A 26,147-nucleotide genomic window follows, 5' to 3' on the forward strand; every position below is an offset into this window, starting at 1 on the left:
CGGTTGCGGTTGGCGCTTCGCGCCTTGCGTCTTCGCTTCGCTCGGGAAGGGCGACGATTCGGTGTCGGCTGGGGTGGGGAGAGGCGCCGCGATGGGTGGGGGGTTGCCTGTTGTGGTTGCTCTGAATGAGTCGCGTGCGGTTGGTGGTTGCCTGTTGTGGTTGCGGTGAGTGAGCCGCGTGCGGTGGTGGGTGGCCTGTTGTGGTTGCGCTTGGTGGGCTGAATGCGGTTGGGGCGGGGAGAACGGCTTCTGGTTCTTCTTCTCTCACGGGCCCCTGGTTTGGGGGATCTCCGGGCGACGGCAGCCTCGGCCCATCGTGCAGGAGGGGAGGGCGCAACCGGGGTTTGGTTGCGCCCTCCCCTCCTGTGCGATTCGCTCTCGGCCGCCGTTGTTCGGAGATCCCCCAAACCCCCACCGTCACCATCGTCAGCCAGATCTCCAGCGATGGCCGGGGTCTGGGGCGGAGCCCCAGGGTCTGTCAGCGCTTCGCGCAGCACGCCCCCGCTGAGAACCGGCCGATCTACCAGGTGCGCCATTCGTCGGTTAAATCGCTGCGGGCCACGTTGTGGCGTGCTGACAGAGCGTCCAGGTCGATGTTGGCTGCGGTGAGCGTCTGGTCGATATACGAGCACAGCCTCGTCCGGCCCTCGGTGGCGATAGCGTCCTGCTCGTAGCCGTCGTTGATGGCATTGAGCTGCAGGACAGTTTCCTGGATCAGGAGCAGGACGTCGTCGTCCGGTCGGCCGTCCAGCTGGGATGCGCGGGTCTCGAGCTCGTCGAAGACCTCGTCCAAGCGCTGCAACAGGTCAGGTGGATACAGCTCTGCGGTGACGGCGAATTCGGCGTCCAGATCGCCCTGCGCGACCAATTCGGCTTCCTCGGCGATGCTTTCGCGCCACTCTTCCGTCGGCCTGACAACCCGTGCCATCACCTGATCACCGTATCCAGCGTCGGTGGCAGGATGCGGAGGGTGGAAGCTGCCGTCCGGGTCGGGGTCGAGTGGGCTGAGTCGGTCTGGCCGCGGCGGGTTGTCGAGGCTCGGGTCCTGGTCGGCGGGTGGACGTCGACCTTGGTCGGGCTGACCGGGGAGGACGGCGCGCAGGCAGTCCTCCGGCTGATGACCAAGGAACCTTGGCGGCGGCATGCTGCTGGGCTGCTCGAGCGGGAGTCGGCGGTGCAGAAGGAGTTGGCCGGGTCGCTGATTCCGGCTCCTCGGAGCATCGCCCTTGATACGGCGGGGGCTCGGGCCGGGGCGCCGGCACACCTGATGACGCGGCTTCCGGGGCGGCTGTGCCTCGACGATGCCACGGACGGCGTGCTTGCCGTGCTGGCGGGTGCTCTGGCCGACATCCATCGCTTCGTGCCGGAGGGGAGCCGGCCGCGGGACTACCAGTCGTGGGCGCCGATGGGTAAACGGGTGGTTCCCGGGTGGGCGAAACGGCCGGAGCTCTGGAACGGGGCGTTTGCGCTGTTGGGGCGGGCCGCTCCGGCGTACGAGGGAACGTTCTTGCATCGGGACTTTCATCTCGGGAACGTTCTGTGGTCTCAGGGGAGGGTCACCGGCGTGGTCGACTGGGTGGAGACGTCGTGGGGGCCGGCTGCGCTGGACGTCGCGCATGCCGCGACCTACCTGGCCATGCTGCACGGGGCGGAGGCGGCAGCACGCTTCACACGTGCTTACGGCCCGCATGACGAACACGAATACTGGAGCGTCATGGACATCGTCGGCTACCTCCCCGACCCGGTCAAAGTGGCCGGACCGTGGCGTGATGCCGGCCTGGACGTCGGTGACGACCTGGCCCGTGGACGCCTCGAGGAGTATCTCGCCCAGGTACTTTCCATGGGATCGTGATCGCCGTGGACACGGGGTGGATCGAGCGGTGGCGGGCCGCTGCTGCCCGGCTGGTGGACGGGTTCGAGGCTCGGCACGGGTTTGCGCCGGCGGAGCACGAGGTCAGCGGACCGGCGACCGGGGCTGAGCTCGCGGGGTTGACCGATGACCTGGTGACCTTCTACCGCGTGGTGGCCGGGGTGCGGCTGCCCGACGTCGGCAACGGCTACTGGATTCGACGGCCCGGAGACGATTCGGGGCGCGAGGCGGAGGCGGCGTGACGATCGACTTTGCCGCGCCGGGGTTCATTCAGGATCCGTATCCGGGGCTGGCCGAGCTGCGGGCGAGCGGCGAAGTGACCTGGCACGAGGGAACCGGGCAGTACCTGGCGGCCAGTCACGCGGCGGCCAGTGCGGTGTTGCGGGACCGGCGGCTCGGGCGGTTCTGGGTCGATCGGGAACCGGCCGACGTGTACGAGCCGTTCAACCTGCTGCACCGCAACCAGATGATGGAGAACGAGCCGCCGGTGCACACGCGGCTGCGGTCGCTGGTGGCCAAGGCGTTCGGGCGGGGCCACGTGGATCGGTTGCGGCCGGCCGTGGGCGCGGAGGCGCAGCGGCTCGTTGCGGAGACGGGTAAGACGTTCGACCTGCTGACGGAAGTGGCCGAACCGCTGGCGGTCACGGTGATCGCGGAGCTGCTCGGCGTGCCCGTGGAGGACCGGAGCAAGCTGCGGCCCTGGTCGGCGGCGATCGTGCGGATGTACGAGGTGGAGCGCAGCGCCGAGACGGAGACCAGGGCGCTCGAGGCGTGTCGCGAGTTCGCGGACTATCTGCGGGACCTGGCTCGCCGCCGTACGGAGGAACCGCGCGACGACCTGATCAGCCATCTCGTGGCGGTCGGCGACCTCACGCCGGACGAGCTTGTCGCGTCGGCGATTCTGCTGCTCAACGCGGGTCACGAGGCGTCGGTGAACGCGCTCGGCGGGGGCATGGTCGCGCTGCTGCGCCATCCCGGGCAACTCGTGCGGGCGAAGGCCGACAAAGCCACGGCGGCCGAGGAGATGATCCGGTACGACTCCCCGCTGCAGATGTTCGTCCGGACGGCGGCGCACGACGTGGTGATCGCGGGCCGGAAGATCGAGGCCGGCGCCAGGATCGCGGCGCTGCTCGGGGCGGCCAACCGGGACCCGGAGGTGTTCGCCGAGCCGGACACGTTCGATGCGGGACGCGACCCCAACCCGCACCTCGGGTTCGGGGCCGGCCTGCACTTCTGCCTGGGAGCGCCGCTGGCCCGCATCGAGTTGCGGGCCGCCCTGAACGCCTTGCTGCCGCTGAACCTGGAACTGGCCGCCGAGCCGGTCAACCGGCCGACCTTCGTGCTCCGTGGCTATGAAGAAGTGCGGATCGGCAGGGTCGAGTAGCCACGCAGCACGAGACGGTCACGGCGTACGGGATCGCCGTTGAGGGCCAGCCGGGGCAGCATGGTCAGCAGCAGCGGGAACGCCACCTGCGCCTCCATCCGCGCCAGGGGAGAGCCGAGGCAGTAGTGCGCGCCCCCGCCGAACGACACCGGCTGGATGGTCGGGCGGTCGGGGTCGAAGCGGTGCGGGTCGGGATAGCGCTCGGGGTCACGGTTGGCCGCGCCGAGCAGCATCGTCACCCCGGAACCGGGAGCCACCGTGACGCCGTCGCCCAGGTCGAGCGGCTCGGTCGCGAAGCGGGACGTCAGCTGCACGGGGGAGTCGTACCGGAGGATCTCTTCCACAAAACTGGAGGCCAGCGTGGCGTCGGCGCGCAACCGGTCCGCCTCGGCGGGGTGGTCGAGGAGCAGCCGCAGGCCGATGCCGAGCAGGTTGGCCGTGGTCTCGAAGCCGGCGACCAGCAGCAGCACCAGGTTGGCCAGCATCTCTTCGCCGGTCAGGGCGCCCGCCTCGACGAGGGCCGTGGTCAGGTCTTCCTGGGGTGAATGCTGACGTGCGGCGATCAGGCCCACGAAGTAGTCCTCGAGGTCGCGGCCGGCCACGTCGGCCAGGCGCATCTCCTCGTCGGTGCTGATCGGCTCGAGGACGACGGTGAGGTCGTGGGCGCGCTGCCGGAACCACGGGCGGTCGGCCGCGGGCACGCCGAGCAGGGCGCAGATCACGCCGACCGGCAGTGGATAGGCGAAGGCGGTCATGTAGTCGGCCTCGGACGGCATCGCCTCGACCAGATCCTCGACCTGGCCGGCGATCACGTCGCGCATGGCGGCGATGCGGCGCGGCGTGAAGGTGGCCGCGGCGGCCCGGCGCACCCGGGTGTGGTCGGGCGGGTTGGACTGCAGCATGGACAGCACCACCGAGGCGACCCCGCGGTTCTCCCGCCACGTGGGCCAGAACTCGTCGTAGTTGCGGGTGTCGGCCACCCGTACGGTGGGCTCGCGCAGCAGCCGGTTCACCAGGGCGTGACTGGTCACGAAGACACCCTGCTCGGGGACGGCGATCGCCGGCGCATGGGCCCGGATCGCGTCGTAGGCCGGGTACGGGTCGTCGCGGCCCTCGGCCGTGAACAGGGAACCGATCGCCGTCAGATAGTCCATCCGACCATGATGGCCGGTCACAGGCCCGGGATGTGCCCCGACAGGAACGTCCAGGCGGCGCTGGCCCGGTCGACCCGGTTGTAGATGCCGACCCACTCCTGCGGGCGGGCCGTCAGGCTGGGGGAGCCGCAGGTGGACCGGTCGGCCGCGCCCGCGGTGACCGTGAGCAGCACCGGACGGCCGTTCCGCCACTCGAACATCGGGCCGCCGCTGTCGCCGGGCGACGAGCCGCCGTGCACCGACGTGACGAAGGTCAGCGACCCGCGCGGGAACAGGCACGGTCCGTCGTTCACCATCGCCCGCGAGGTCACCCGCACCTGGGCCGAGTGCCACGCCGCGGACGGGCCGCCGAAGCCGTAGACGCTGGCCTCGGCGGACGAGCGCAGCGGCTCGGCGGCGATCCGGGCCGGGGTCATCGTCGTGATCGGCGCCGCCAGCTGCAGCAGCGCGACGTCGTTGACCAGGCTGCCGGCGTCGTATCCGTCCATCCGGAAGACGGCCGCGACCCGCGTCGAGGCCACCCGCAGGTCTTTCGCCGGATAGGGGCGGCCGGGCTCGCGTCCGATGTTCGTGCAGTGCTGCGCGGTGACCACCCAGCCCGGCGCGACGAGCGTGCCCGTGCAGCGCAACCCGCGATCGAGCACGCCGTGATCCGCCTCGACCAGCACCACCGGCGATCCGTCAGCGGAGGCGGACGAGGAGGCGGCAGCAGCGGCGCCACCGGTCACGAGGGCCGACGCCTGCCCGGTCATCGCCCAGGCCACGAACGCGACCAGGCCGACCGAGAGGGAACGCCACCACCCCTGCCTGGTCACCGCGTCCCCTCCCGCCGGGCCGACGCCGCGTAGTCGCGACGACACCTCACGCTACGAAGAGAGGTCAACCCCGGGAACCCGCCGGGAGGCCGATGCGTTCCGCCGAACTGCCTACCCCGAAAGAGCTTTTCCCGTACGCCACGTCAAGTCAGCAACCGCACCAACCTTGAACCGGAGTCTCGCCGGCCTGATCAGTGGTCCGGGCATCCACGCCCGACCGGCGGTAGCGTCACTCACCCAGCAAAGCGTCGCAGAAGGTCCGCAGCCGCCGGGACGTCGTCCGGCGACATCAGCGGCGCCGCGCGACGGCTGGCTGCACGCGGCCAGGGCTACGTGAGCACCGGAGTGAAGGGCGTCCGCCCGGTCAGGCCCTCGATGACGTCGACCGGTGTGGCCATCGCGGCCAGCACGGACGATGTGCGGGCGAGGCCCTCCGCGGGCACGGCCGGCTCCACACCGAGGGCCCGCTCGAGGTCGAGCAGGTGGACGGTCGCCTCGACGATGCCGATGCCGAGCATCTCGGCCAGCGGTATCTGCCCCATGCCGAAGTAGTCGATGACCACGTCGTCGCCCAGGGCCCGGGCCGCGTCCAGCGCCGGCGGCCCGACGACCGCGAACGCTTCCGTCATCTGCTCCGGTGTGAACTTCGCGGCGTCGTCGACCGCCTGGCCGGACACTTGGGTGCGGGCGCTGCCGGCCACGCCGCCGGGGGCGTTGAACGAGCGAAGCAGGTCGGCCGTGGTGGCGAACGTCGGCGGGGTGTCGCGGGTCCGCGTGACGAGGTGGGTCAGCCAGTGCGGCCACTGGGCGGTGTGCGCGAACAGGGCCCGTACGGTCCACGGCTCGAGCCGCGTCGGGGTCTCCCACTGGGCCGGGGTCAGCGACGACCCGTACGAGGCCCACACCGACCAGAGCGAGCCGAGAGTGTCGTACGGGGTCATGACGCGTGCACCCCGGCCACCGCGATCAGCCCGTCGGCGAACGTCCGGCGCCAGTTCACGTAGTCGTGCCCGCCCGAGTATTCGGCGTAGGCCACCTGATACCCCCTCTTGCGCAGCGCGTCGCGCATGGCCCGGTTCATGTCGACCTGCGACGGTACCCCGCCGGGCGCCGGGAACGTCTCGAAGATGCCCACGTCCAGCGAGAACCGCACGTCGGCCACCGGTCGTTCGGCGACCTCACGGATCAGCTGCCCGGGGTGGTCGCTCGGCCACCAGAAGCTGCCCGACTGCGAGATCACCGCGCCGAAGCTCTCCGGCGCCGTCAGTCCGATGTACGCCGCGGTCAGCCCGCCCCGGGACGCGCCCGCGATCATGTTGGCCCGGGCGTCGAGGCCGGCCCCGAGCGTGTCGCGGGCCCAGGGCAGCAGCTCGCCGGTCACGAAGCCGCCCAGGTTCGAGCCCGGCGCCAGGTCGTCGTCGCGGACCGCGGTGCGGTTGGTGACGAACAGGGCCACCAGCGGCGGGATCTCGCCCGCGGCGATCAGGTTGTCGAGCACGGCGGGGATCCGCTGCACCTCGCGGGCGACCCAGCCGTCGAACACGACCAGCACCGGCAGCCCGGCCGTAGACACGCCGGACGGCTGGTAGACGACCACCTCACGGTCGAAGGGGGCCGGGCTGAGGATGCCCGGGGTCACGCCGGGGCGCGGGGCGAGCCACGGCTCGGGCGGCGCGTCGGGCAGTGTCAGCAACGAGACCCAGGCGTCGTGGTCGTCCGGGTCGGACGGGTCGGCGGCGAACCGGTAGCGCCCGGGGTTGCCCGCGTCGACGTGCGACTTCCCGCGCCCGGAGGCGTCGCGCGGCAGCTCGGCGGCGCCGTCGTGGACGAAGCAGTAGGCCGTGGTCAGGTCGGACGGCAGGACGCGGGTCGCGTACCAGAGGTCGTTGCCGGGCATCCGCTCGATCGGCACGTCGAGGCCCCACCAGACCCGGGTGCTCCGGGCCGAGCCCGCCACAGGAACGTCACCAGCCGCGAGCCGTCCCGCCAGGGCTCGACCAGCGGGGTGCCGGCCCGTGGCCACCAGTCGTGCAGGGAGGCCGGGTCCTCGAGCAGGGCGGCGATCTGCGGACTGAGCACGGCGACACTCCCGGGCGCGGCGGACGGTGAGCGATCCGCCACCGAGAGTCCCAAGTGGACCTTGTCAAGTCAAGACGCGTAGGCCGACACTCCGGCCACGAGAGCGTTCAGGCCGGCCTTGGCGTCGGCGAACAGCATGGCCGTCCGCGGGTCGGAGTAGAGCTCGTTGTCGATCCCGGCGTAGCCGTGCCCGAGCGAGCGCTTGATCACGATGACGCTGCGGGCCCGGTCGACGTCGAGGATCGGCATGCCGGACACCGGGTTCCCGGGCCGTCGGGCGGCCGGGTTGGTCACGTCGTTGGCGCCGATGACCAGCGCGACGTCCGTACGGGGAAAGGCGGGGTTGCTCTCCTCCAGGTCCTGCAGCTGCTCGTAGGGGGCGTTGGCCTCGGCCAGCAGCACGTTCATGTGTCCCGGCATGCGCCCGGCGACCGGATGGATCGCGTAGACGACCTCGACGCCGTGTGACGTCAGCGCCTGGGCCAGCGCCACCGCCTCGTGCTGGGCCTGGGCCGCGGCCAGCCCGTAGCCGGGGACGATCACGACCCGGCCCGCGTACGCGAGCTGGATCGCGGCGTCGTCGGCGGTGATCTCGCGGACCGGCGCCGACCCGGCCCCGGCCGCGACGGCGATCGCGTCGCCGGTGCCGTAGCCGCCGGCCATGATCGCGCTGATCGGCCGGTTCATCGCGTCGGCCATCAGCTTGGTCAGGATCGCGCCGGCCGCCCCGACCAGCGCCCCGGCGATGATCAGCGGGGTGCTCTCGAGCACGAACCCGGCCATCGCCACCGCGGTGCCGGTGCAGGCGTTGAGCAGCGAGATCACCACCGGCATGTCGGCCCCGCCGATCGGCAGGGTGAGCAGCACCCCGGCCGCCAGCGCGGACACCGCCGCCCCGGCCAGCGCCCACACGCCGCCGTCGAAGCCGACCACGAGCACCGCCATGACGGCCGCCACGACGGCCAGGCCGAGCGAGATCCACCGCCCGTACGGCACCACGATCGGGCGGCCCGGCACCCGTCCGGCCAGCTTGCCCGAGGCGATCAGCGACCCGCTGAACGTGAGCGCCCCGATCAGCACGTCGAGCACGCCGGTGACCTCGGCCTGGGTCGACGCCGGGCGCTCGCCCAGGGCGATCAGGGCCGCCGCGCCGCCGCCGACCGCGTTGAACAGGCTGACCAGCTGCGGCATGGCGGTCATCCGGACCCGGCGCGCGGCCACCAGCCCGGCCACCGCACCGGCGGCCGTGCCGAGACCGAGCGCCCATGCGGCGTACGGGGAAATCTCCTGACCCTGGATGAGGACGGCCAGCGTGACCAGGATCGCCAGCCCCATGCCGGCCGCCGAGACCTGGTTGCCGCGGCGGGCGGTGGCGGGCGCGTTCATCAGGTGCAGACCGAGGACGAAGGCCGTCGCGCACAGCAGGTAGATCAGGTGGACGACGGTGTCGAAGGCGCTCACGACCGGCTCCGGAACATCGCCAGCATGCGGTCGGTGACCACGTAGCCGCCGGCCACGTTCATGGCGGCGAAGAACGCGGCCACGAACAGCAGTGCGTAGCCGGCCGGGGTGGAGATGGTGGCCGCCAGCAGCATGACACCGACCAGCACCACGCCGTGGATCGCGTTGGCGCCGGACATCAGCGGGGTGTGCAGGGTGGCCGGCACCTTGCTGATCACCTCGAAGCCGACCAGCAGGCCGAGCGTGAAGACGGTGAGATCGGCCAGCAGAAGCGGGCTCATCGGCGCTCCTTGTCGAGGTCGTGCAAGGGACGGACCGTCATGGCCGACACGAGTTCGTCGTCGTCGAGGGCGCCGAGCGCGGCCACCACGTTGCGCGCGTACGCGGTGGACGCCGCCACCGGCACGGTGGAGGCCAGGTTGGGGGCGCCGATGACCGTGACGCCGTGGCCGGTGACGACGCGCGTGTCCGGGGCCGAGCCGGCCACGTTGCCGCCGCCCAGGTCGAGCACCACCGAGCCCGGCCGCATGGCGTCCAGCGCCTCCGCCGAGACGAGCAGGGGCGAGCGGCCGCCGGGCACCTTGGCCGTAGTGATGACCACGTCGAAGCGGGGAACGGCCTGGGCCAGCGAGTGGAGCTGGGACGCGGCCTCGTCGCCGGTGAGGGCCGAGGCGTAACCGTCGCTGCCGTTCTGCACCGCATCGGAGAGCGCCAGCACAAGAGCTCCGGTCGAGGCGATGTCGGCCTGTGCCGCCTCGCGGACGTCGTAGCCGGTGACCTGGGCCCCGAGCCGTCGTGCGGTGGCGATGGCCTGGAGGCCGGCCACCCCGGCTCCGAGCACGAGCACCTGGGCCGGCCGTGAGGTGCCGGCCGCGGTGACGAGCATCGGGAAGAAGCCCCCGTACGCCTCCGCGGCCAGCAGCGCCGCCTTGTACCCGGCCACGTTGGCCTGCGAGGTCAGCGCGTCGAGGGGCTGGGCCCGGCTGAGCGTGCGGGGTAGCAGGTCGAGGCTGATCGCCGTGACCCCCTGCGCGGCCAGGGTCTCGGCCAGCCCCGGATCGCCGAGCGGATCGAGCAGCCCGATCAGCGTCCGGCCGGCCGGCAACGCCGCGATGTCGTCCGGCGGCCGCACCACCACCAGGATGTCGCTCTCGGCGTAGACCTGTTCCCGCGAGCCGACGTCGGCGCCCGCCTCCACATAGGCCGGATCGTCGAACCAGGCCGACCGGCCCGCGCCCGCCTCGACCAGCACCCGCACCCCGGTTCGGCGCAGGCGGACCACGCCGTCCGGGGTCATCGCCACGCGGCGTTCGCGTCCCGCGGTCTCGCGCAGCACGCCCACTGTCGTCATCGACATAACCGAAGCCCTATCACTTCGCGCCCGCGGCGGCCACCCGGTGCCGGGTAGGGTCCACGGGATGGCGGAGCGTGTCGGTGACGGCGTCTGGACTTTGCAGGGCGAGACGGTCACTCTGCCGGTCGAGATCACTTCGGCCCGCCTGACCGCCGCCGTGTTCACCACTCCGGTCCGGTCGGCGCGGGCGGCGCTGGGGACGATCCCGGTGCGCCCGTTCACCGTGGCCGGCCGGGCGCTCTCGCTGGTCATGTGCGTGCACTACGACGAGTGGGCGCTCAAGTCGTACGACGAGGTCGGCGTCGGCCTGCTGGTCCGCGGCCCGTCCGGTCCGCCCGGCCTGCACCTGCTCGACCTGCCGGTGACCGGCGCGTTCACCCGCGAGGCGGGCCAGGACTTCTGGGCTCTGCCGAAGTGGCTGATGGACGCCGAGCTGCGCTTCTCACCCCGGGAGACCGACGTCGTGGTGCACGACCGGGCCACCGAGGTGCTGCGGGCGTCGCTGCGGCACGGGCGGATGCGACTGCCGTTCGGGGTGCGGTCGAGCCTGCCCGCTTGGTCCTATCTGGAGCATGGCGCGCAGGCGGGCGTGCTGTTGCGCGGCACCCTGCCGATGCGCCTGTCCGGGGTGAGCGTGGGTCGCGGCTCGTTCCGGGGTCACCTCGGCGATCATCCGATGGCGGCTCGGATGCGGGCGCTGGGCATGACCGGGCGGCCGCTGCTGACCGTGCACGCCGAGCGTCTGCACGGCCCGCTGGGCGAGTTCCGGCCCGCCCTTTAGAGCAAACCCGTTTTCCCGTACGCCGTGACAGCGCGCTCCTGACCAGCCTCCTAGGACGCTCTACGCGCGGTGCGCCCTGCCGCATGACGCCTCAGTGAGCGCACCTGTCCCGGATGCGTCCAAGGCGCACACGGTGCCGCCCCGCCCCGATTAGCGTGCTGACAAGGGCTTATGTCGGATCCGGGCCGCCGGTGCCCGCACCTGGGGGAGGGCACCACGCATGGGAATGCTGGCAGCGTTCGACAACCGTTCACTCCGCACCAAGATCGGGACGGCCGTGCTGGTCGGCACGCTCAGCGGCGCCCTGGTCGGCGGGGTCGCCCTGGTCACCCTGCACCACCACAACAAGGACGCGGCCACGGCCCAGCGCGAGACGATCACCGTGGACGCCGCGGCCGGCGCGTTCGCCAAGAACATCGAGGCGTTCGGCGGCAACCTGTCGGCCAGCCGGCTCTACCCGTCGCTGCGCACCGTGATCAGCCAGAACATGGAGGAGAACAAGGCCGCCGTGCAGAACGCGCTGGCCACCCTCCGTTCCGCGTACGAGGGGGATGCGACCGGTTCGGCCGAGGTGGAGAAGGCGTCCCAGGACTGGACCGCGTTCCTCGCCTTCCTGCAGGAGGACCAGACCTCGGCCACCCCGGCCCAGCTGCAGCAGGCGCTGACCCGCTACAACACCCTCTACGCGGCGCTCGGCGCCGACCAGAACGCGCTGGCCGCCCGGGCCAAGGCGCGCTCGGACGCCGCGATCAAGGACGGCGAGGCCGATGCCACCCGGGCCACCTGGCTGATCGCCGGTCTGCTCACCCTGGGTGTGGTGGTCAGCCTGCTGCTCGGGTTCCGGGTGGCGGGCCGGGTGCGGGGCACGGTCCGGGTCACCGCCTGGGTCGCGCAGGGGCTGGCCGAGGGCGACCTCACCCGTACGGCCGGAGTGAACGTCCGCGACGAGGTGGGCCGGATGGCCGAAGACCTGGACCAGGCCGTGACCCGGCTGCGCGACGACGTGGTCACCCTGGCCGGCAACGCGAACAGCCTGCACGCCGCGGCCGGTCAGCTGACCGCGGTGTCGGGAGCCGTCGGGTCGGCCGCCTCCGAGGCGTCGGCGCAGGCGGGCACGGTCGCCGCGGCGGCCGACGCGGTGTCGAACAATCTGCAGGTCGTCTCGTCCGGCTCGCAGGAGATGGGCTCGGCGATCCGGGACATCAGCGTGTCGACCACCGAGGCATCCGAGGTGGCCGTGCAGGCGGTCGAGGTCGCCTCGGCCACCAACGCGATCGTGGCCCGGCTCGGTGAGTCGTCGAGCGAGATCGCCACCGTGGTCAAGACGATCACGGCCATCGCCGAGCAGACGAATCTGCTCGCGCTCAACGCCACCATCGAGGCGGCCCGGGCGGGCGAGTCGGGCAAGGGCTTCGCCGTGGTGGCCGGTGAGGTCAAGGATCTGGCCCAGGAGACGGCCAAGGCCACCGAGGACATCTCCCGCCGGGTGCAGACCATCCAGGGCGACACCGGCAACGCGGTCACCGCGATCGGGGAGATCTCGGCGATCATCGAGCGGATCAACGGCATCCAGATGACGATCGCCTCGGCGGTCGAGGAGCAGACGGCCACCACGCAGGAGATGAACCGGACGCTGTCGGAGGCCGCGGCGGGTGCCGGTGACATCGCGGCCACGATCGGCGGGGTGTCCGAGGCGACGCGGCGTACGTCGGACTCGGTCGACGAGACCCGGCACGCCGCCGACGGTCTGGCGACGACGGCGAGCCAGCTGCAGAACCTGGTGTCGCGGTTCCGCTACTGAACGACCGGCTCAGTGCTCGAAGGCGTGGGCCATCATGGCCTGTTCCTCGAGCACTTCGCCGATCCGGGCCTGGACGGCGTCGAGCTGGGCGATCGTGTCGCTGGTGCTGCGGATCCCGCCGGCCACCGACTCGGCGCTCGACTGCAGGGCCGCGATCTGCTCGGAGACCTTCTTGGTGGCGTCCGCGGTCTCCCGGGCCAGCTCCTTGACCTCGCCGGCGACGACCGCGAAGCCCTTGCCGATCTCGCCCGCCCGCGCCGCCTCGATGGTGGCGTTGAGCGCGAGCAGGTTGGTCTGGTCGGCGATCGACGAGATGATCTGGATGACGTCGCCGATCGCCGCCGACGCGTCGTTGAGCGAGGCCACGTCGCCGGTCATGTCCGAGGCGCGGCCGACGGCCTCGTCGGCGACCCGGCTGGCGTCGGCGGTGGCGGTGCGCAGCCGCGACACGGTGTCGAGCAGGTTCCGGGCGTTGCCGGCCGCGGTCTCGGCCCCGCGGATGACGTCGAGCCGCTGGGAGACGAGCTGCTGCACATTGCGCAGTGCGTCCATCCGTGACTCGGACAGCTCCACGAACTCGGTGGTGAAGAAGTCCATCGTGCCGATGATCCGGTCGCCGCTGGAGATCGGGAAGCAGACGCCCGACCGGACGCCCGCCCGCTGGGCCGCGGGGGCGCGCACGCAGTCGGTGAGCTGACCGATGTCCCGGACGAAGACCAGGTCGCGGGCCCGCCAGGCGCGGCCGGACAGGCCCACGCCCTCGGCGAAGGTGGCGGCCAGGGTGACCCGCTTGAACTCGTCGCCGGCGTCGCCCGACTCGACCGCGAAGCGCAGGACGTTCTCCTGCTCGTCGATCTGCCAGTACGAGCCGTAGGCCCAGCCGAAGGCGGTCCGGACGGCGTCCAGCGCGGCCCGCAGGCCGCTCGAGGAGTCGTTGGTGTGGCCGAGGGCGGCGACCACGTTGGTGACGGCCAGCCGATCATCGGCGACCTGACGGGTGAAGAAGGCGGCGAGCGCGGCCACCCGGGCCTGCTCGGCCAGCCGGGCGATGGCGGTCCACTTGCTGAGCAGCGCCGGGTCGACCGGCGATTCCTCGCGCCAGCACATCTCGACCACCGCGATCACCTTGTGGCCGCGGGCGACGGGCACCACCAGGATGCCCTTGGTGCCGGCCCGCAGCGCCGCGGCGGCCCGCGCGTCGCGCTCGCCGGTGTGGCCGGCGTCGGCGAAGACCGCGTGGCTGCTGCGGATGGCCTGCCCCACGAGGCCGCCGCCGCCACTGCTGGTGCCGGCCAGGGCACCGCTGATCCGGCCGACCTCGTACTCGAGGCGGGGACCGCTGCTCTCGACCATCCAGACGCCCACGTAGTCGAGGTCGTGGAACTCGAGGTAGGTGGAGGCGTAGATACGCCAGCTGCTGGCCTCGTCGGTCACGCCTTCGAGATTGTTCACCAGCTCTTCGAGCGCCTCGATGTCCCGAGGCGGCTGACGCTGCACCACGGGCTGAATCTCGACCCGCTTTCCGAACAGACCCATGATGTCAGGCTACGGCCGGTATTGCCGGTGTTAGGTGGCTATCACGGATTATGCCGTCGCCGCGGTGAGCTCGCCGAGCGCCGCCGCGAAGATCTCGTGGTGGCGCTCGACGTCGGCCACGGTCGTCTGCGGTGCCATCAGGGCCATGTTGTGGAACGGGGTGAGCAGCACGCCCCGGTTGGCCAGGTAGGTGTGCAGGAAGTCCTCGAGCTCGCCGTCCGCGGCGGCGGCCGACTCGGTGCCGTTGCGGGGTGCGGGATCGGCGAACCGGTATTCGACCCGGGCGCCCAGCCGGCTGACCGACCACGGCAGGGCGTACCCCTCAATGATCTTGCGGAGGCCGCCCGCGAACGCGGTCGCCGTGGCGATCATCGAGTCGAAGGCGGGCTCGGTCAGCACGTGCTCGAGGCAGGCCCGCGCGGCGGCCATCGACACCGGGTTGCCGGCCAGGGTGCCGCCGACGCCGCCCATGTCGACCAGGTCGAGGTCGGTGCGGGCCAGGATCGCCTCGGCCAGCCCGGCGCTCAGCCCGTAGGCGCCGATCGGGATGCCCCCGGCGATCGCCTTGCCGATGGTCAGCACGTCGGGTTCGAGGCCCCAGGCCGCGGTGGCCCCGCCCGGCCCGGCCGAGAACGTGTGCGTCTCGTCGTTGATCAGGTAGGTGCCGTACGTGCGGGTCAGCTCGCGGACACCGGCCAGGTAGCCGGGCTCGGGCAGCACGATGCCGATGTTGGTCAGCGCCGGCTCCATCAGCACCGCCGCGACGTCGCCGTGGGCCAGCTCGCGCTCGAGGCCCTCGAGGTCGTTGAACTCGGCGACCCGGCTGGTCGTGGTCACGTCGGTCGGCGCTCCGACGTTGCCCTCGCGGCTCCGCCCGCGCCCGTCCGGTCCGACGACGATCAGCGACTCGTCGACCGAGCCGTGGTAGCAGTAGCTGTTGACCAGGATCTTCGGCCGGCCGGTGACCGCCCGCAGCAACCGGATGGCCCAGCGGTTGGCGTCGGTCGCGGTCAGGGCGAAGCTCCAGTACGGGATGCCGAAGCGCCGGGCCAGCTCGGCGCCCACGGCCGCCGCGTCCTCGGTCGGCAGCATCGTGGTCGCGCCGCCCGGCCCGGCCAGCCGACGGGTGACCGCGTCGACCACCGGCGCGGGGGAGTGGCCGGCCATCGCACCCGTGTCGCCCAGGCAGAAGTCCAGGTACTCGTGCCCGTCGACGTCGGTGATCCGGTTGCCGTGCGCGGTCTCGAAGTAGATCGGGAAGCCCGCGGCGGTTTTGTTCATCCAGGTCATCGGCACGCGGCCGAACAGGTGGTCGGCCCGCTGATAGGCGGCGGCCGAGCGGGGGCGGCGCTCCGCGAACGAGGCGCGTTCGCGGTCGGCCAGGGCGGCGAGTCGGGCGCGATCAACTCCGGAATCCGTCGGCATGGCGGCACGCTACCAACATTTCCCGTACGAAAGGGAGCCCCTTCTACTGATTCCGTATGAGTCGACGGCCTACGACGCGGGTGTCTGCTGGCCGAACGCGGTCAGGAACTTGTCGCGGAAGTCGCTCATCGGCCAGACCGGGGTGTCGGAGCGCGGGCGCAGACCCTCGGCCCAGCCCCAGCCGGTGATCCGGTCGAGCACCTTCGGGTCCTTGGCCACCAGCGTGATCGGCACGTCGTGGCTGGCACCCGCGCCGGCCGCGATCGGCGACGGCTGGTGATCGCCGAGCAGCACCATGACCAGGTTGTCGTCGCCGTACAGCTGGATCCAGTTGATCAGCGAGGTCATCGAGTAGACGATCGACTTGCCGTACTCGGCCCGCACCTTCTTGGGCTCGGCCCACAGCGCCTTGGGCTTCTGACCTTCGGCCTCCATGCTCGTGTAGATCGAGCCGTCGCCGATCGAGTTCCAGTCGGTCAGGTAGTCGGGGATCGGTGCCCACGGGGTGTGGCTCGAGACCAGCGGCATCTCGACCATCAACGGGCCGCGGCCGGGCTTCTTGTACTCGATCTCGTTGAGCTTCTTGAGCGTGTACTGGTCGGGCATCGGGGCCCAGCTGAACTTCGGGCCCTGGTAGCCGAGATTGCGCGAGTCCCACACCGCCTCGTACCCGTAGAAGTTGCCCTCGGGCCAGGCCCGGGTGGCGCCCGGCATGACGCTGACCGTGCGGTACTCCTTGTCGCGGAACGCCCGGGTCAGGGTCAGCCGGTCACTGGCGACCAGGTTGCGGTAGCGCTGCTCGTTGTTGATCCACAGCCCCGACTCGAAGGTGGCGTGGGCGAGCCAGCTGCCGCCGCCGAAGGTGGGCGAGGTCAGCCAGCCGCTGCGCGCCGCGTAGCCGGCTTTGCGCAGCTCGGCGGTGCCGTTGTCGAGCACCGGGCGGGTCATCGGGGAGAGGGCGGTGCCTTCGACCGCGCTGCGCCCGTACGACTCCACGAAGGTGAAGATGACGTCCTTGCCCTGCAGTGCGGTGAGCATCTGCGCGGGCGGAACCGTCTTGAACGGGTCCTGCTGCACCTCGCGGCGGAAGTTGGCCTCGTCGCGCAGGCCGGCGCGGGCCTGGTGGGCGCGGTCCCAGGCGTACGTGGAGGTGCTTCGCGCGGCGACCGGGATGGCACCGAACAGGCTGATGCCGAGCGCGAAGGTCAGGCCCCACGCTCCGGCCGCGCCGGCCGCTGCGATCGCACTGCGTTTGCGGTTCTTTGTTACGAGCGCGCCCACGCGGAGGACGGACCAGCTGGTCAGGGCCAGGATCGCGACGACCAGGGCGATGACCGCGACCACGGCGGCGATCGAGGCGGCGCGGCCGTACGAGTCGACGGCGAAGCTGAACGCGTCGTCGAACAGCACCCAGTCGAGCACCGGGTCGAACGGGCGGTTCAGCTCCTCGAAGAAGCCCATGTCGAGGCATTTCTCGATGACCAGGAGGCCGATGAGCGTGCCCGCGACGATGGCGAACGGCTTCTGCGCCTTCCGCGGGAGGACGGCCAGCAGGGCCAGCAGGACCGCGCCCTCGATGGGAATGCGAACGAATCCGGCCGGAGTCAGGCGCGACAGGATGTTCGGGAAGATCAGCGCGGCGAAGAGCAGGACGGCGGCGGTGATCGTCAGGGCGCGCTGGGTTCCTGGCTTTTCTATGACTGCTTTCATGCGAGCGCGTCTGGTGGTCTTTGGCGCGGCTGGCGGGCCGTCCGTTGTTTCTGGCACGACAGGGGGAACGGATGGACCGGGCTTGTCGGTTCATCGACACGCGAAAGTCACTTTCACCCAGTACCAAAGACCCTGTCGGTCGTGCTCGGGCCGCCGATAGCTTCGACCCGTCCTGCGCGAAGCGCTGCTGACGAAGGGACTCCGCGAGTGACTACGGCCGTTTCCGACCTGCTGCCCACGCTCGACGAGGCTGACCTGGCCCGTCTCGACGCCTGGTGGCGGGCCGCCAACTACCTGACCATCGGCCAGATCTATCTGCAGGCCAACCCGCTGCTGCGCGAGCCGCTCACGGCCGAGCACATCAAGCCCCGCCTGCTCGGCCACTGGGGCACCAGCCCGGGCCTGTCGTTCGTCTACGCCCACGTGTCCCGCCTGATCCGGCACACCGGGCAGGACACGATCTATCTGACCGGCCCCGGCCACGGCGGCCCGGCCCTGGTCGCGGCCGGCTATCTCGAGGACACGTACACCGAGGTCTACCCCGCCGTCACCCGGGACGAGCTCGGCCTGCGCACGCTGTTCCGCCAGTTCTCCAGCCCCGGCGGCATCCCGAGCCACGTCTCGGTGACCACCCCGGGCTCCATCCACGAGGGTGGCGAACTGGGCTACGTGCTGGTCCACGCGTTCGGCGCGGTGTTCGACAACCCCGGCCTGCTGGCCGTCGCCGTGGTCGGCGACGGCGAGGCCGAGACCGGCCCGCTCGAGGGCTCGTGGAAGGGCGTGTCCTTCCTCAACCCGAAGCACGACGGTGCGGTGCTGCCGATCCTGCACCTCAACGGGGCCAAGATCTCCGGCCCCACGGTGCTCGGCCGCAAGGACCCGGCCGAGGTCCGCCGGCTGCTCGGCGGGCACGGCTACGACGTGATCGAGGTCGAGGGCGACGACATCCCCGGCATGCACCACCGATTCGCGGCGGCGCTGGCCGAGGCGTGGGGCCGCATCCGCGAGATCCAGCGCTCGGCCCGCGAAGGCGACTGGGACGGCACCCGGCCGACGTGGCCGCTGATCGTGCTGCGGACGCCCAAGGGCTGGACCGGCCCGGCCGAGGTCGACGGGGTCAAGGTGACCGGCACGTTCCGGTCGCACCAGGTGCCGCTCTCCGGTGTGCGCGACAATCCCGGGCATCTGGCGTTGCTGGAGCAGTGGCTGAAGTCGTACCGGCCGGACGAACTGTTCGACGACTCCGGGGCCCCCGTGCCGCTGGTCCGGTCCCACAATCCGTCCGGCGACCGGCGGATGAGCGCCAACCCGCACGCCAACGGCGGGGTGCTGACCCGCGAGCTCGACCTGCCCGGCTTCCGCGACTACGCCGTCGAGGTCAAATCACCGGCCAGCGACCGGGCCGAGTCGACCCGCAAGCTCGGCGAGTTCCTGCGTGACATCTACCGCGACAACCCCGACCGGTTCCGGCTGTTCTCGCCCGACGAGACCAACAGCAACCGGCTCGGCGCGGTGTTCGAGGTGTCCGACCGGTCCTTCCTGGAACATGTCGACGCCTCCGACGTGGCGATCGGCCCCGACGGCCGGGTCATGGAGGTGCTGAGCGAGCACAACTGCCACGGCTGGCTCGAGGGCTACACCCTGACCGGCCGGCACGGCCTGTTCGCCACCTACGAGGCGTTCGCCATGGTCAGCGCCTCCCAGACGATCCAGCACGGCAAGTGGCTCGAAGAGGCCGAGCACCTGCCGTGGCGGGCCCGGGTGCCGAGCCTCAACGTGCTGCTCACCTCGACGGCGTGGCGCAACGACCACAACGGTTTCAGCCACCAGGGCCCCGGCCTGATCCAGAACGTGCTGACTCAACGCGGCACGGTCAGCCGGGTCTACCTGCCGCCCGACGCGAACTGCCTGCTGTCGGTGGCCGACCACTGCTTCCGGTCCCGCTCCTACATCAACCTGATCGTCATCGACAAGCAGCCCCAGCTGCAATATCTGACGATGGACGAGGCCGTCGACCACTGCGCCCGCGGCGCCGGCATCTGGGACTGGGCCAGCGATTCCCCCGACGATCCGGACATCGTCCTGGCCTGCGCCGACGACGTGGTGACGATGGAGACGGTGGCCGCCGCCGACATCCTCCGGCAGCGCCTGCCCGGCCTGCGGGTCCGCGTGGTCAACGTGGTCGACCTGATGACCCTGGTCCGGCCCAAGGACCACCCGCACGGCATGAGCGAGACCCAGTTCAGCGAGCTGTTCACCGACACGGTCGACGTGGTGTTCGCCTTCCACGGCTACCCGGGCGCCATCCACCAGCTGGTGCACGGCCGCCCCGACGCCGACCGGTTCCGGGTGCGCGGCTTCATCGAACAGGGCACGACCACCACCCCGTTCGACATGACCGTGCGCAACAGGGCGTCCCGCTACCACCTGGTGATGGACGCCCTCAACAACGCCCGGCGGCTGCCGCAGGGCGCGTCCGACCTCAAGGCGTGGTGCGAGTCCCAGCTGGCCCGCCACGAGCACTACGTGGTCGAGCACCTGGAAGACATGCCCGAGGTCCGCGACTGGACCCTCGGCGACTGGGCCACCTCCTGACAGCGGTTCACGTCTCGGCGCGGCCCGGTCTACTTTCCGAATATCGGGCTGCACCGGAGACGCGGCGATTTCGTGGCGGCGCCAGCCAATCCCGGCCGATCAACTCGCATGTTACAGAACTAGTGAACCGTGCGCGCTTAACGGGGTAGAGGTATCAGCGTCGGCTTTGCTTCTCAATTGAGTGGGACGTGTGCAGCCATGGTGGGTTCCAGTCTTCTCTCTGGCATACAACTTGGAAATCGTCGGTGACAGTCGATAAGACGTCTCGATCGCTGAATATGTCGTCAAGTGTTAGTGCGAGAATATCGATCGCGGTAGCGTTGTCGTCCCGCCCTCCGATGTCCTGTCGGATGGCCAATAGGAGCTCGGCATATAAGCGCAGTCGTATGAACGGTGGCACATTATTTGCGCCCGCCTGATGAAAATTCCTGTAAGCGATCAGAGCGTCAGCTGAACCGTACATGGTCAGCCATGTTGCGAAATCTCGCCGGATTCTCTGAGCTTCGCGCTGTTTCGTCTTATCGTCTATCAGCTCTTGGGCCCAATCGGCGTCCATCATCTTGGCGAAGAGCTCGACTGCAGGCTTGTACATCTCCACTTTCTTCTCTGAAAGTCGGCTCTCGAGGTCGCGAATGTGTTGAGCGTCAATCTCGCGACCTTTTATTTTTAGGGCAACAATGCCTGCAAATATTGCAGCAGAAATAGCTGCTACTGCCGACATGAGTGCGACCGCAAGAGGCTGCCACGCGTTCATGACACGCTGGAACGTAGTTCAAGCTTCGAATCCACGTCTGAACTGTTCCACTCCAGATCGTTTGCTTGACAAAACCGACGCCAAGCCTTGCTGCATCGGATGGCGAGATCTAATGCATCCACGATCCCTTCCGCGGACGTAGTCGTCCACTTCAGTGATACTCGAGCACCCTCGGGAGTGCTCGTGATTTCGTGTATCCGCGTTGAGATCTGCCGATCTGGCTTGTCGCGTGTCCGGTGCTTCGTCACCTGTGCCATTCCATCACCTATGTTCAAGTCGGTGTCGGCATGCACGTAAGCCTTTGCTGATTTCGGTGGAAGGCTCAGTTCGTCATCGATAAAATCCGCAACCTCGCGGCATACACGAAAGAAATGCTGTACGGCCCTCCTGGCTTCATCAGTGGATTTGGCTAGGCTCGCGTATGCGTAGCGTAGGTCCTCCAGTGCGGCCTCGATATCGTCGCGCCGTTCGATCCAAGGGCGGCTTGGCCCCAAGTTCAGCGTGACAGTTGGAGGGTATGCCGTCGCGAACGCGATTGCCGACTGAACGGTGACGGTAATATTCCGTCGTGTGCCGCCACAGTCTGGACAGGGCAGCCGTTCCGGTGCCGCCTCAAGTTCCCGGTCGCACTCTGTGCAATTCTCCATACTCGGCAAGGTATCAAGTGCAGCAAGCGGATTACGGACGCTGAGTGCGCCTCTTCCTGCGGCCGACGTGCTTTCGGATGCCATGCATCTGTATCGAAATCTGATCGAGCCGACGTCCTGTGCGGATCCACGGCGGATCCGAGACCGCTGGCTGGTTGCCGGGACCCCTATTTCCGTCGGTCGGGACCTCGTTGCGGTCCAGTGATCTCGCCTGACGCGGCGTGCTTATGCTCGGCCGGTGCTGATTCGTGATGCCGGACCGAACGATCTGCCCTTCCTCAAACTGATCGTGCTGGAGGCCTACAACTGGGACGGGCCGCGCTTCACACTCGACCAGATCCTCGCTGACGACCATGCTCGGCGTTACCTCGACGGCTTCCCAGGTCCCGGTGATCTCGGCGTGATCGCGATGGACGAGGCCCGGCCGGTCGGGGCGGTCTGGGGGCGGGCGTTGCCGGCCGATCGCGCGGGCTACGGATTCGTCGCGGCCGAGATTCCCGAGCTCACGGCCGGGGTGCTGCCCGATGCTCGCGGGCGCGGGATCGCCACGGCCCTGCTCGACGCGGTGATCGGAGTCGCGCGGGAGCGGGGTTTGCCCGCGCTCAGCCTCAGCGTCGAGGACGGTAACTCGGCCCGCCGGCTCTACGAGCGGGCCGGCTTCGAGGTGGTCGGGCGCAACGGAGGCTCCGACACCATGCTTCTGCGCCTGAGCTAGCCGGCGATCGCCGACGTGCTCTGGCCGGCGATCGCCGACGTCAGGGCGAAGTCGGGGTCGGCGACCGGGCGGCCGTAGTGGTAGCCCTGCAGATAGCGGTAACCCAGCCGGTGCAGCGCCTCGGCCTGGGCGGCGGTCTCGACGCCCTCGGCCACCGCGACCAGGCCCAGACCCGAGCTGACCTGGAACAACGCCTCGGCGATGACGGTGTGCCGGCCGGCCTCGGTGACCTGGTCGACGAACGACTTGTCGACCTTGAGGATGTCCACCGGCACGGTCTGCAGCAGGCCGAGCGACGAGTGGCCGGTGCCGAAGTCGTCCAGCGCGATCCGCACGCCCAGAGCGCGCAGCTCGTGCAGGGCGATGACCGCCTGGCCGCCCTCGAACACGGCCGTCTCGGTCACCTCGACGGCCAGGCACGCCGGCGGCAGGCCACTGTCGGCCAGCGCGGCGGCCACCGTAGCGGCGAAACGTGGCCGGGCCAGCTGCCGGGCCGACACGTTGACGCTCACCCGGCGGGGTGCGGCGTCGCCCAGTTCGGCGCGCCACTCGGCCAGGCGGCGGCAGGCGGTGCGCAGGATCCACTCGCCGAGCTCGACGATCAGGCCGTTACGCTCGGCCACCGGGATGAACGCGGCCGGGCTGACCACGCCGCGGACCGGGTGCTCCCACCGGACCAGGGCCTCCACGGCGGCGACCCGGCCCGACGGCAGCTCGACGATCGGCTGATAGACCACCCGGAACTGGTCCTGGTCGAGCGCGGCCCGGATCTCCGCGCCCAGCCGCACGAACTCGCCGGCCCGTTCGTCGAGCGCGGGCGTCCACCGGCGTACGGGCTCGCCGGTCTGTTTCGCCGCATACATGGCCGCCTCGGCCTGGCGCATCACCTCGACCGGGGTCAGCCCGGTGCCGCCGGCCAGACCGATGGCCACGCCCAGATAGAGCTCGTGCCCGCCGGCCACGACGGGCGCCGTCAGGATGGACGCCAACTGCGCGGCGGTTGCGCGCGCCTCGTCCGCACTGGCCGAAACGAGCAGGATCGCGAACTCGTCGCCGCCCATCCGCGCAACGACCGACGATTCCGGCGCTGCGGCCGACAACCGCGCGGCCAGCAGACTCAGCACCTGGTCGCCGACGGGCCGGCCCAGCTCGTCGTTGACGTTCTTGAAACCGTTCAGCCCGAGCAGCACCACCTGCGGACGGCCCGCGGTCAGGGCCTCGCCGAGAGCCAGCTCGAAACGGCGGCGGCTGGCCAGCCCGGTGTGCGGATCGTGCATGGCCGCGTGCGCGAGTTCGGCCGAGCGGCGGCGCACCTCGTACACGAAACCGCTCATGCGCGCGATGACGAGCAGGATGAGCGCACCGGCACCGATCGACACGGACAACCGGCCGACCGGGTCCTGGCCGATCCGCGGCACGAGCAGCAACGCCGGCGCCAGCAGCGAACACACACCGAACAACGCCAGCCGGCCCGGACCGACCCGGGCCGAGACCCGTCCCGTGGCCGGCCGCGCGGCCATCGACGGGTGCAGCGCGGCGGCCGCCCACATCACGTACGAAAGCAGGAAAATGGGGTCGGTCGGATGCGTGCCCGCGCTGGAGTAGAGCGGGATGACCGCGAACGCCGTGTCCCCGGTGAGCATCAGTGCGATCGAGGCCACCAGCAGGTGCACGCTCGGCGTGCGCCCGCCGCCACTGGTGAACAACCGGGCCAGCAGGGCGATGAGCAGCACATCCATGACCGGGTAGGCGATCGACACGACATGTTCGGCCACCGAACGGCCGGCCTCGGCGGCCACCGGATGCAACACGAAGATCCAGAAGACCAGGCCCGCGCCGGTCGCCACGATCGCGGCGTCGATCAGGTCGCCGACCGAGCTGCGGCGCTGCCGCACGAGCAGCAGCAGACCCGCCGCGAGCAGCGGATAGCAGCCGAGATAGAAGGCGTCGGCGACCGACGGGTACGGCGACAGGTGCAGGACGTTGTCGTAGAACTCCCAGGTCAGGTCGCCCAGCACGGAGACGATCTGACCGGCCGCGATCAGGTACCACAGGGCCGGCCGCGCGGGGCGGTGCAGCCGCACGCCGAGCAGGATCGCCGCCGCCGACAGCGCGCCGATCGTGTCGTAGGCCAGGCTGGCGGTCAGGCTTCCCTCGCGCAGCACGTACTGGCCCGCGATCGCGGCCAGCCCGCCCGCGAGCCACCAGACCCAGAGTCGTCCCTGCTTCACGCCCGGTCATCGGAACCCCGCTCGTGCGACCTGAGCGACTGTCATGGACTTCACAAGATCAGGTGCAGTAGCCTCCGGAGACCACAGATCCAAGGGGGTGGATGCCGTGGCCCGTTCCGCAAACCTGATGATCCCGGCCCCGACCGTCGGCATGCTCAGCATTCCGGCCCGTGCCGTCACCACCGGCGAGCCCCATCCGACCTGGGTCTCCGTCCGCGTCGGGGTGCGAGGACCGAAGATTTCCCTCCCGTACGACCGTACGAGCGCCGCGAGAGTGCGGGTGTGGGCCTGGTACCGGCCGCTCTACGCGATCTTGACGCTCGTGGTCGGCGGCTACGGCATCTGGCGGATCACCCAGGAACACACGTTCCCGCTGGATGCCCTGGCCGCCTCGGCTCTGCTCTACCTCGGCGTCCTCGTCTTCCGGATCCGCGTCCACCCGGAGGCGACCGACGACGGCGACGTCTTCCTGCCCGGCGTGCATGACGACGTCGCCGCCGAGTGGCTCGACGCGAACCCGTCGATCTACCAGCACGACCCGCCCCGGACCTTCTTCCGCAGGGGGTTCCCCTTCTGACCCCCGGCCGCGGGCGTTTCGTTGCTGGCGGCCGTCGCGCATGATCTAAGGAGGGGCGGACGGCGACGGGGGTTGATGGATGCGGCGGTCTCGCAGCGATCTGAGGTCACGACGCGTCTATTACGGAGCCCTCGGCCTCATCCTGCTGCTCGGTGCCGCCCTCACCGCGATCGGCGTCCCGCTCGACGGCGCCGCCCAGGACGTGCTGATCAACCTGGGGTCATCCGTGCTGGGGGTGTTCCTGGTCGCGGTCGTGCTCGAGCCGATCATCAAGTTCGGCCGCCGCTACGAGGAGCAGATCCACGGTGGGTTCCCGCACCGCCGCTTCCTCGACGGCATCGCGAGCTGCTCGCAGCGGGTCCGCATCATGGGCGCGTGGCCCTACGTGATGGAGGCCCAGTGGCGGGCCGAGTTCCTCGACGCGTTGCTGGCCGCCATCCGGCGCAACGCACAGGTCGAGATCCTGATCCTCGACCCGACCAGCCCGGCCGCGCTGCAACGCCGCTCGGACATGCGCGACTCGAGCGAGATCTCCCACCTGGTGACCGAGATCCTGGCCGCCCTGGACACGTTCCGTGCGCGTATCCCGCGCGAGAAGCAGACCCGCTTGCGCGTACGCATCTACAACACGCTCCCGCCCGCCCGTCTCTACCGCTGGGACAACCGGGCACTGAGCTCGTTCTTCCCGGCCGGTGACCGCTGGGGTTCCGACGTACGCCACTACGAGACGAACGTGACGTCCGGCCTCGGCCACTTCGTCGACGACCAGTTCTCGCTCATCTGGAACGACCCGCGCTCCCGCGACCTGACCACCTACCTGCGCCTGCCGGTCCGGATCCAGGCCACCGGCCGGACGTTCCAGGTGCGCTACGTCGTGCTCGACGACGGCGTCTACGCGATCGACCCGGCGCTCACCGACAGCCTGATGCGCAACGCCTCCACCGACTGGCGGGTGTGCGTGCTCGACGCGGCCGAGACCGAGTACACCGCCCAGGGCGTCCCCGACGACGATGACGAAGCTTGGGAGTCGCTCCTCGAGTTCTACACCCTCAAGTACGGCGAGCCGCCCACCCCCGGCCGGCTCCCCGGCGCCGTCCGCCTCGTCACCCGTGGCGGCTGAGCGGGGACGTGTCGCCGACGAGCCACAGATGACCGAACGGGTCGAAGTAGCCGCCCTGGCGGTGCCGGCCCCAGGACATCTCGTGGTCGCGGACAAGATCGTGGCTCTCGGCGCCGGCTGCGGTGGCGCGAGCCACCG

Annotated in this window: 23 protein-coding genes; 9 read left to right on the forward strand and 14 right to left on the reverse strand. The window is 70.4% G+C overall.

The features are described 5' to 3' along the window. Positions 1-520 precede the first annotated feature (520 nt). On the reverse strand, positions 521-931 hold the full coding sequence (locus tag KOI35_RS17750) for a hypothetical protein (protein WP_215788563.1): 411 nt from the start codon (positions 929-931) through the stop codon (positions 521-523). 39 nt (positions 932-970) lie between these two features. Here KOI35_RS17750 and KOI35_RS17755 point away from each other — a divergent pair, with 39 nt between their 5' ends. The 3 genes from KOI35_RS17755 to KOI35_RS17765 are packed head-to-tail and all read left to right on the forward strand — an operon-like array spanning position 971 to position 3,254. Next, positions 971-1,852 carry an aminoglycoside phosphotransferase family protein gene (locus KOI35_RS17755; protein ID WP_215788564.1) on the forward strand — a complete coding sequence of 294 codons (882 nt, stop codon included), beginning with the start codon at positions 971-973 and terminating at the stop codon, positions 1,850-1,852. Then, a complete protein-coding gene (locus tag KOI35_RS17760; protein WP_215788565.1) occupies positions 1,849-2,112 on the forward strand; it encodes a hypothetical protein in 264 nt (87 codons plus the stop codon). The genes KOI35_RS17755 and KOI35_RS17760 overlap by 4 nt, the downstream gene beginning before the upstream one ends. After that, positions 2,109-3,254: a cytochrome P450 gene (locus KOI35_RS17765; protein ID WP_215788566.1), complete on the forward strand. Its 1,146-nt coding sequence runs from the start codon at positions 2,109-2,111 to the stop codon at positions 3,252-3,254. Before KOI35_RS17760 ends, KOI35_RS17765 begins: the two co-directional genes overlap by 4 nt. Here the strand turns inward: KOI35_RS17765 and KOI35_RS17770 are convergent. The 7 genes from KOI35_RS17770 to KOI35_RS17800 form a co-directional block, all read right to left on the reverse strand. Beyond that, a complete protein-coding gene (locus KOI35_RS17770) occupies positions 3,221-4,408 on the reverse strand; it encodes a cytochrome P450 (protein ID WP_215788567.1) in 1,188 nt (395 codons plus the stop codon). The two genes, KOI35_RS17765 and KOI35_RS17770, sit on opposite strands and share 34 nt — an antisense overlap. A 17-nt stretch (positions 4,409-4,425) precedes the next feature. Further along, entirely contained in the window at positions 4,426-5,223 is a 798-nt protein-coding gene (locus KOI35_RS17775) for a trypsin-like serine protease (RefSeq protein WP_215788568.1), read from the reverse strand. Positions 5,224-5,552: 329 nt separating this feature from the next. Further along, on the reverse strand, positions 5,553-6,164 hold the full coding sequence (locus tag KOI35_RS17780; protein ID WP_215788569.1) for a maleylpyruvate isomerase family mycothiol-dependent enzyme: 612 nt from the start codon (positions 6,162-6,164) through the stop codon (positions 5,553-5,555). Beyond that, positions 6,161-7,180, reverse strand: coding sequence for an alpha/beta hydrolase (locus KOI35_RS17785; protein WP_215788570.1), 1,020 nt, complete (start codon positions 7,178-7,180; stop codon positions 6,161-6,163). The genes KOI35_RS17780 and KOI35_RS17785 overlap by 4 nt, the downstream gene beginning before the upstream one ends. A 191-nt stretch (positions 7,181-7,371) precedes the next feature. Beyond that, a complete protein-coding gene (locus KOI35_RS17790; protein ID WP_215788571.1) occupies positions 7,372-8,763 on the reverse strand; it encodes an NAD(P)(+) transhydrogenase (Re/Si-specific) subunit beta in 1,392 nt (463 codons plus the stop codon). Beyond that, positions 8,760-9,044: an NAD(P) transhydrogenase subunit alpha part 2 gene (locus KOI35_RS17795; RefSeq protein ID WP_215788572.1), complete on the reverse strand. Its 285-nt coding sequence runs from the start codon at positions 9,042-9,044 to the stop codon at positions 8,760-8,762. Before KOI35_RS17795 ends, KOI35_RS17790 begins: the two co-directional genes overlap by 4 nt. Then, the gene (locus KOI35_RS17800; RefSeq protein WP_215788573.1) at positions 9,041-10,114 is read right to left on the reverse strand and encodes an NAD(P) transhydrogenase subunit alpha; all 1,074 of its coding nucleotides are present in this window, start codon (positions 10,112-10,114) and stop codon (positions 9,041-9,043) included. The genes KOI35_RS17795 and KOI35_RS17800 overlap by 4 nt, the downstream gene beginning before the upstream one ends. Positions 10,115-10,181: 67 nt before the next feature. On the opposite strand from KOI35_RS17800, the gene KOI35_RS17805 reads away from it, so the two are divergent. Beyond that, entirely contained in the window at positions 10,182-10,898 is a 717-nt protein-coding gene (locus KOI35_RS17805) for an acetoacetate decarboxylase family protein (RefSeq protein WP_215788574.1), read from the forward strand. A gap of 220 nt (positions 10,899-11,118) precedes the next feature. Then, complete coding sequence (locus tag KOI35_RS17810; protein WP_215788575.1) at positions 11,119-12,699, forward strand: methyl-accepting chemotaxis protein; 1,581 nt, start codon at positions 11,119-11,121, stop codon at positions 12,697-12,699. Positions 12,700-12,708: 9 nt separating this feature from the next. Here the strand turns inward: KOI35_RS17810 and KOI35_RS17815 are convergent, their stop codons facing one another. The 3 genes from KOI35_RS17815 to KOI35_RS17825 all read right to left on the reverse strand — a co-directional run bounded on the left by KOI35_RS17815 (position 12,709) and on the right by KOI35_RS17825 (position 17,370). Beyond that, the gene (locus KOI35_RS17815; protein WP_215788576.1) at positions 12,709-14,235 is read right to left on the reverse strand and encodes a methyl-accepting chemotaxis protein; all 1,527 of its coding nucleotides are present in this window, start codon (positions 14,233-14,235) and stop codon (positions 12,709-12,711) included. 48 nt (positions 14,236-14,283) lie between these two features. Beyond that, the gene (locus KOI35_RS17820) at positions 14,284-15,660 is read right to left on the reverse strand and encodes a transaminase (RefSeq protein WP_215788577.1); all 1,377 of its coding nucleotides are present in this window, start codon (positions 15,658-15,660) and stop codon (positions 14,284-14,286) included. A gap of 69 nt (positions 15,661-15,729) precedes the next feature. After that, entirely contained in the window at positions 15,730-17,370 is a 1,641-nt protein-coding gene (locus KOI35_RS17825) for an alkaline phosphatase family protein (protein ID WP_215788578.1), read from the reverse strand. 207 nt (positions 17,371-17,577) lie between these two features. On the opposite strand from KOI35_RS17825, the gene KOI35_RS17830 reads away from it, so the two are divergent. Then, entirely contained in the window at positions 17,578-19,965 is a 2,388-nt protein-coding gene (locus tag KOI35_RS17830) for a phosphoketolase family protein (protein ID WP_215788579.1), read from the forward strand. A 154-nt stretch (positions 19,966-20,119) separates the two neighbouring features. On the opposite strand, the gene KOI35_RS17835 is transcribed toward KOI35_RS17830, so the two are convergent. Then, positions 20,120-20,719 carry a hypothetical protein gene (locus KOI35_RS17835; protein ID WP_215788580.1) on the reverse strand — a complete coding sequence of 200 codons (600 nt, stop codon included), beginning with the start codon at positions 20,717-20,719 and terminating at the stop codon, positions 20,120-20,122. Between the two features lie 885 nt (positions 20,720-21,604). Here KOI35_RS17835 and KOI35_RS17840 point away from each other — a divergent pair. Beyond that, positions 21,605-22,081, forward strand: a complete 477-nt coding sequence (locus tag KOI35_RS17840; RefSeq protein ID WP_215788581.1) for a GNAT family N-acetyltransferase — start codon at positions 21,605-21,607, stop codon at positions 22,079-22,081. On the opposite strand, the gene KOI35_RS17845 is transcribed toward KOI35_RS17840, so the two are convergent. After that, positions 22,078-24,312, reverse strand: coding sequence for a putative bifunctional diguanylate cyclase/phosphodiesterase (locus KOI35_RS17845; protein ID WP_215788582.1), 2,235 nt, complete (start codon positions 24,310-24,312; stop codon positions 22,078-22,080). The genes KOI35_RS17840 and KOI35_RS17845 overlap by 4 nt on opposite strands. Positions 24,313-24,418: 106 nt before the next feature. On the opposite strand from KOI35_RS17845, the gene KOI35_RS17850 reads away from it, so the two are divergent. Both KOI35_RS17850 and KOI35_RS17855 read left to right on the forward strand, forming a co-directional pair. Next, the gene (locus KOI35_RS17850) at positions 24,419-24,889 is read left to right on the forward strand and encodes a hypothetical protein (protein WP_215788583.1); all 471 of its coding nucleotides are present in this window, start codon (positions 24,419-24,421) and stop codon (positions 24,887-24,889) included. 79 nt (positions 24,890-24,968) lie between these two features. Continuing rightward, positions 24,969-26,009, forward strand: a complete 1,041-nt coding sequence (locus KOI35_RS17855) for a hypothetical protein (RefSeq protein WP_215788584.1) — start codon at positions 24,969-24,971, stop codon at positions 26,007-26,009. Here KOI35_RS17855 and KOI35_RS17860 read toward each other — a convergent pair. Beyond that, positions 25,993-26,145, reverse strand: a complete 153-nt coding sequence (locus KOI35_RS17860; protein WP_215788585.1) for a VOC family protein — start codon at positions 26,143-26,145, stop codon at positions 25,993-25,995. The two genes, KOI35_RS17855 and KOI35_RS17860, sit on opposite strands and share 17 nt — an antisense overlap. Positions 26,146-26,147: the final 2 nt, after the last annotated feature.

It is taken from the genome of Paractinoplanes bogorensis, assembly GCF_018829635.1.
Classification (GTDB): domain Bacteria; phylum Actinomycetota; class Actinomycetes; order Mycobacteriales; family Micromonosporaceae; genus Actinoplanes; species Actinoplanes bogorensis.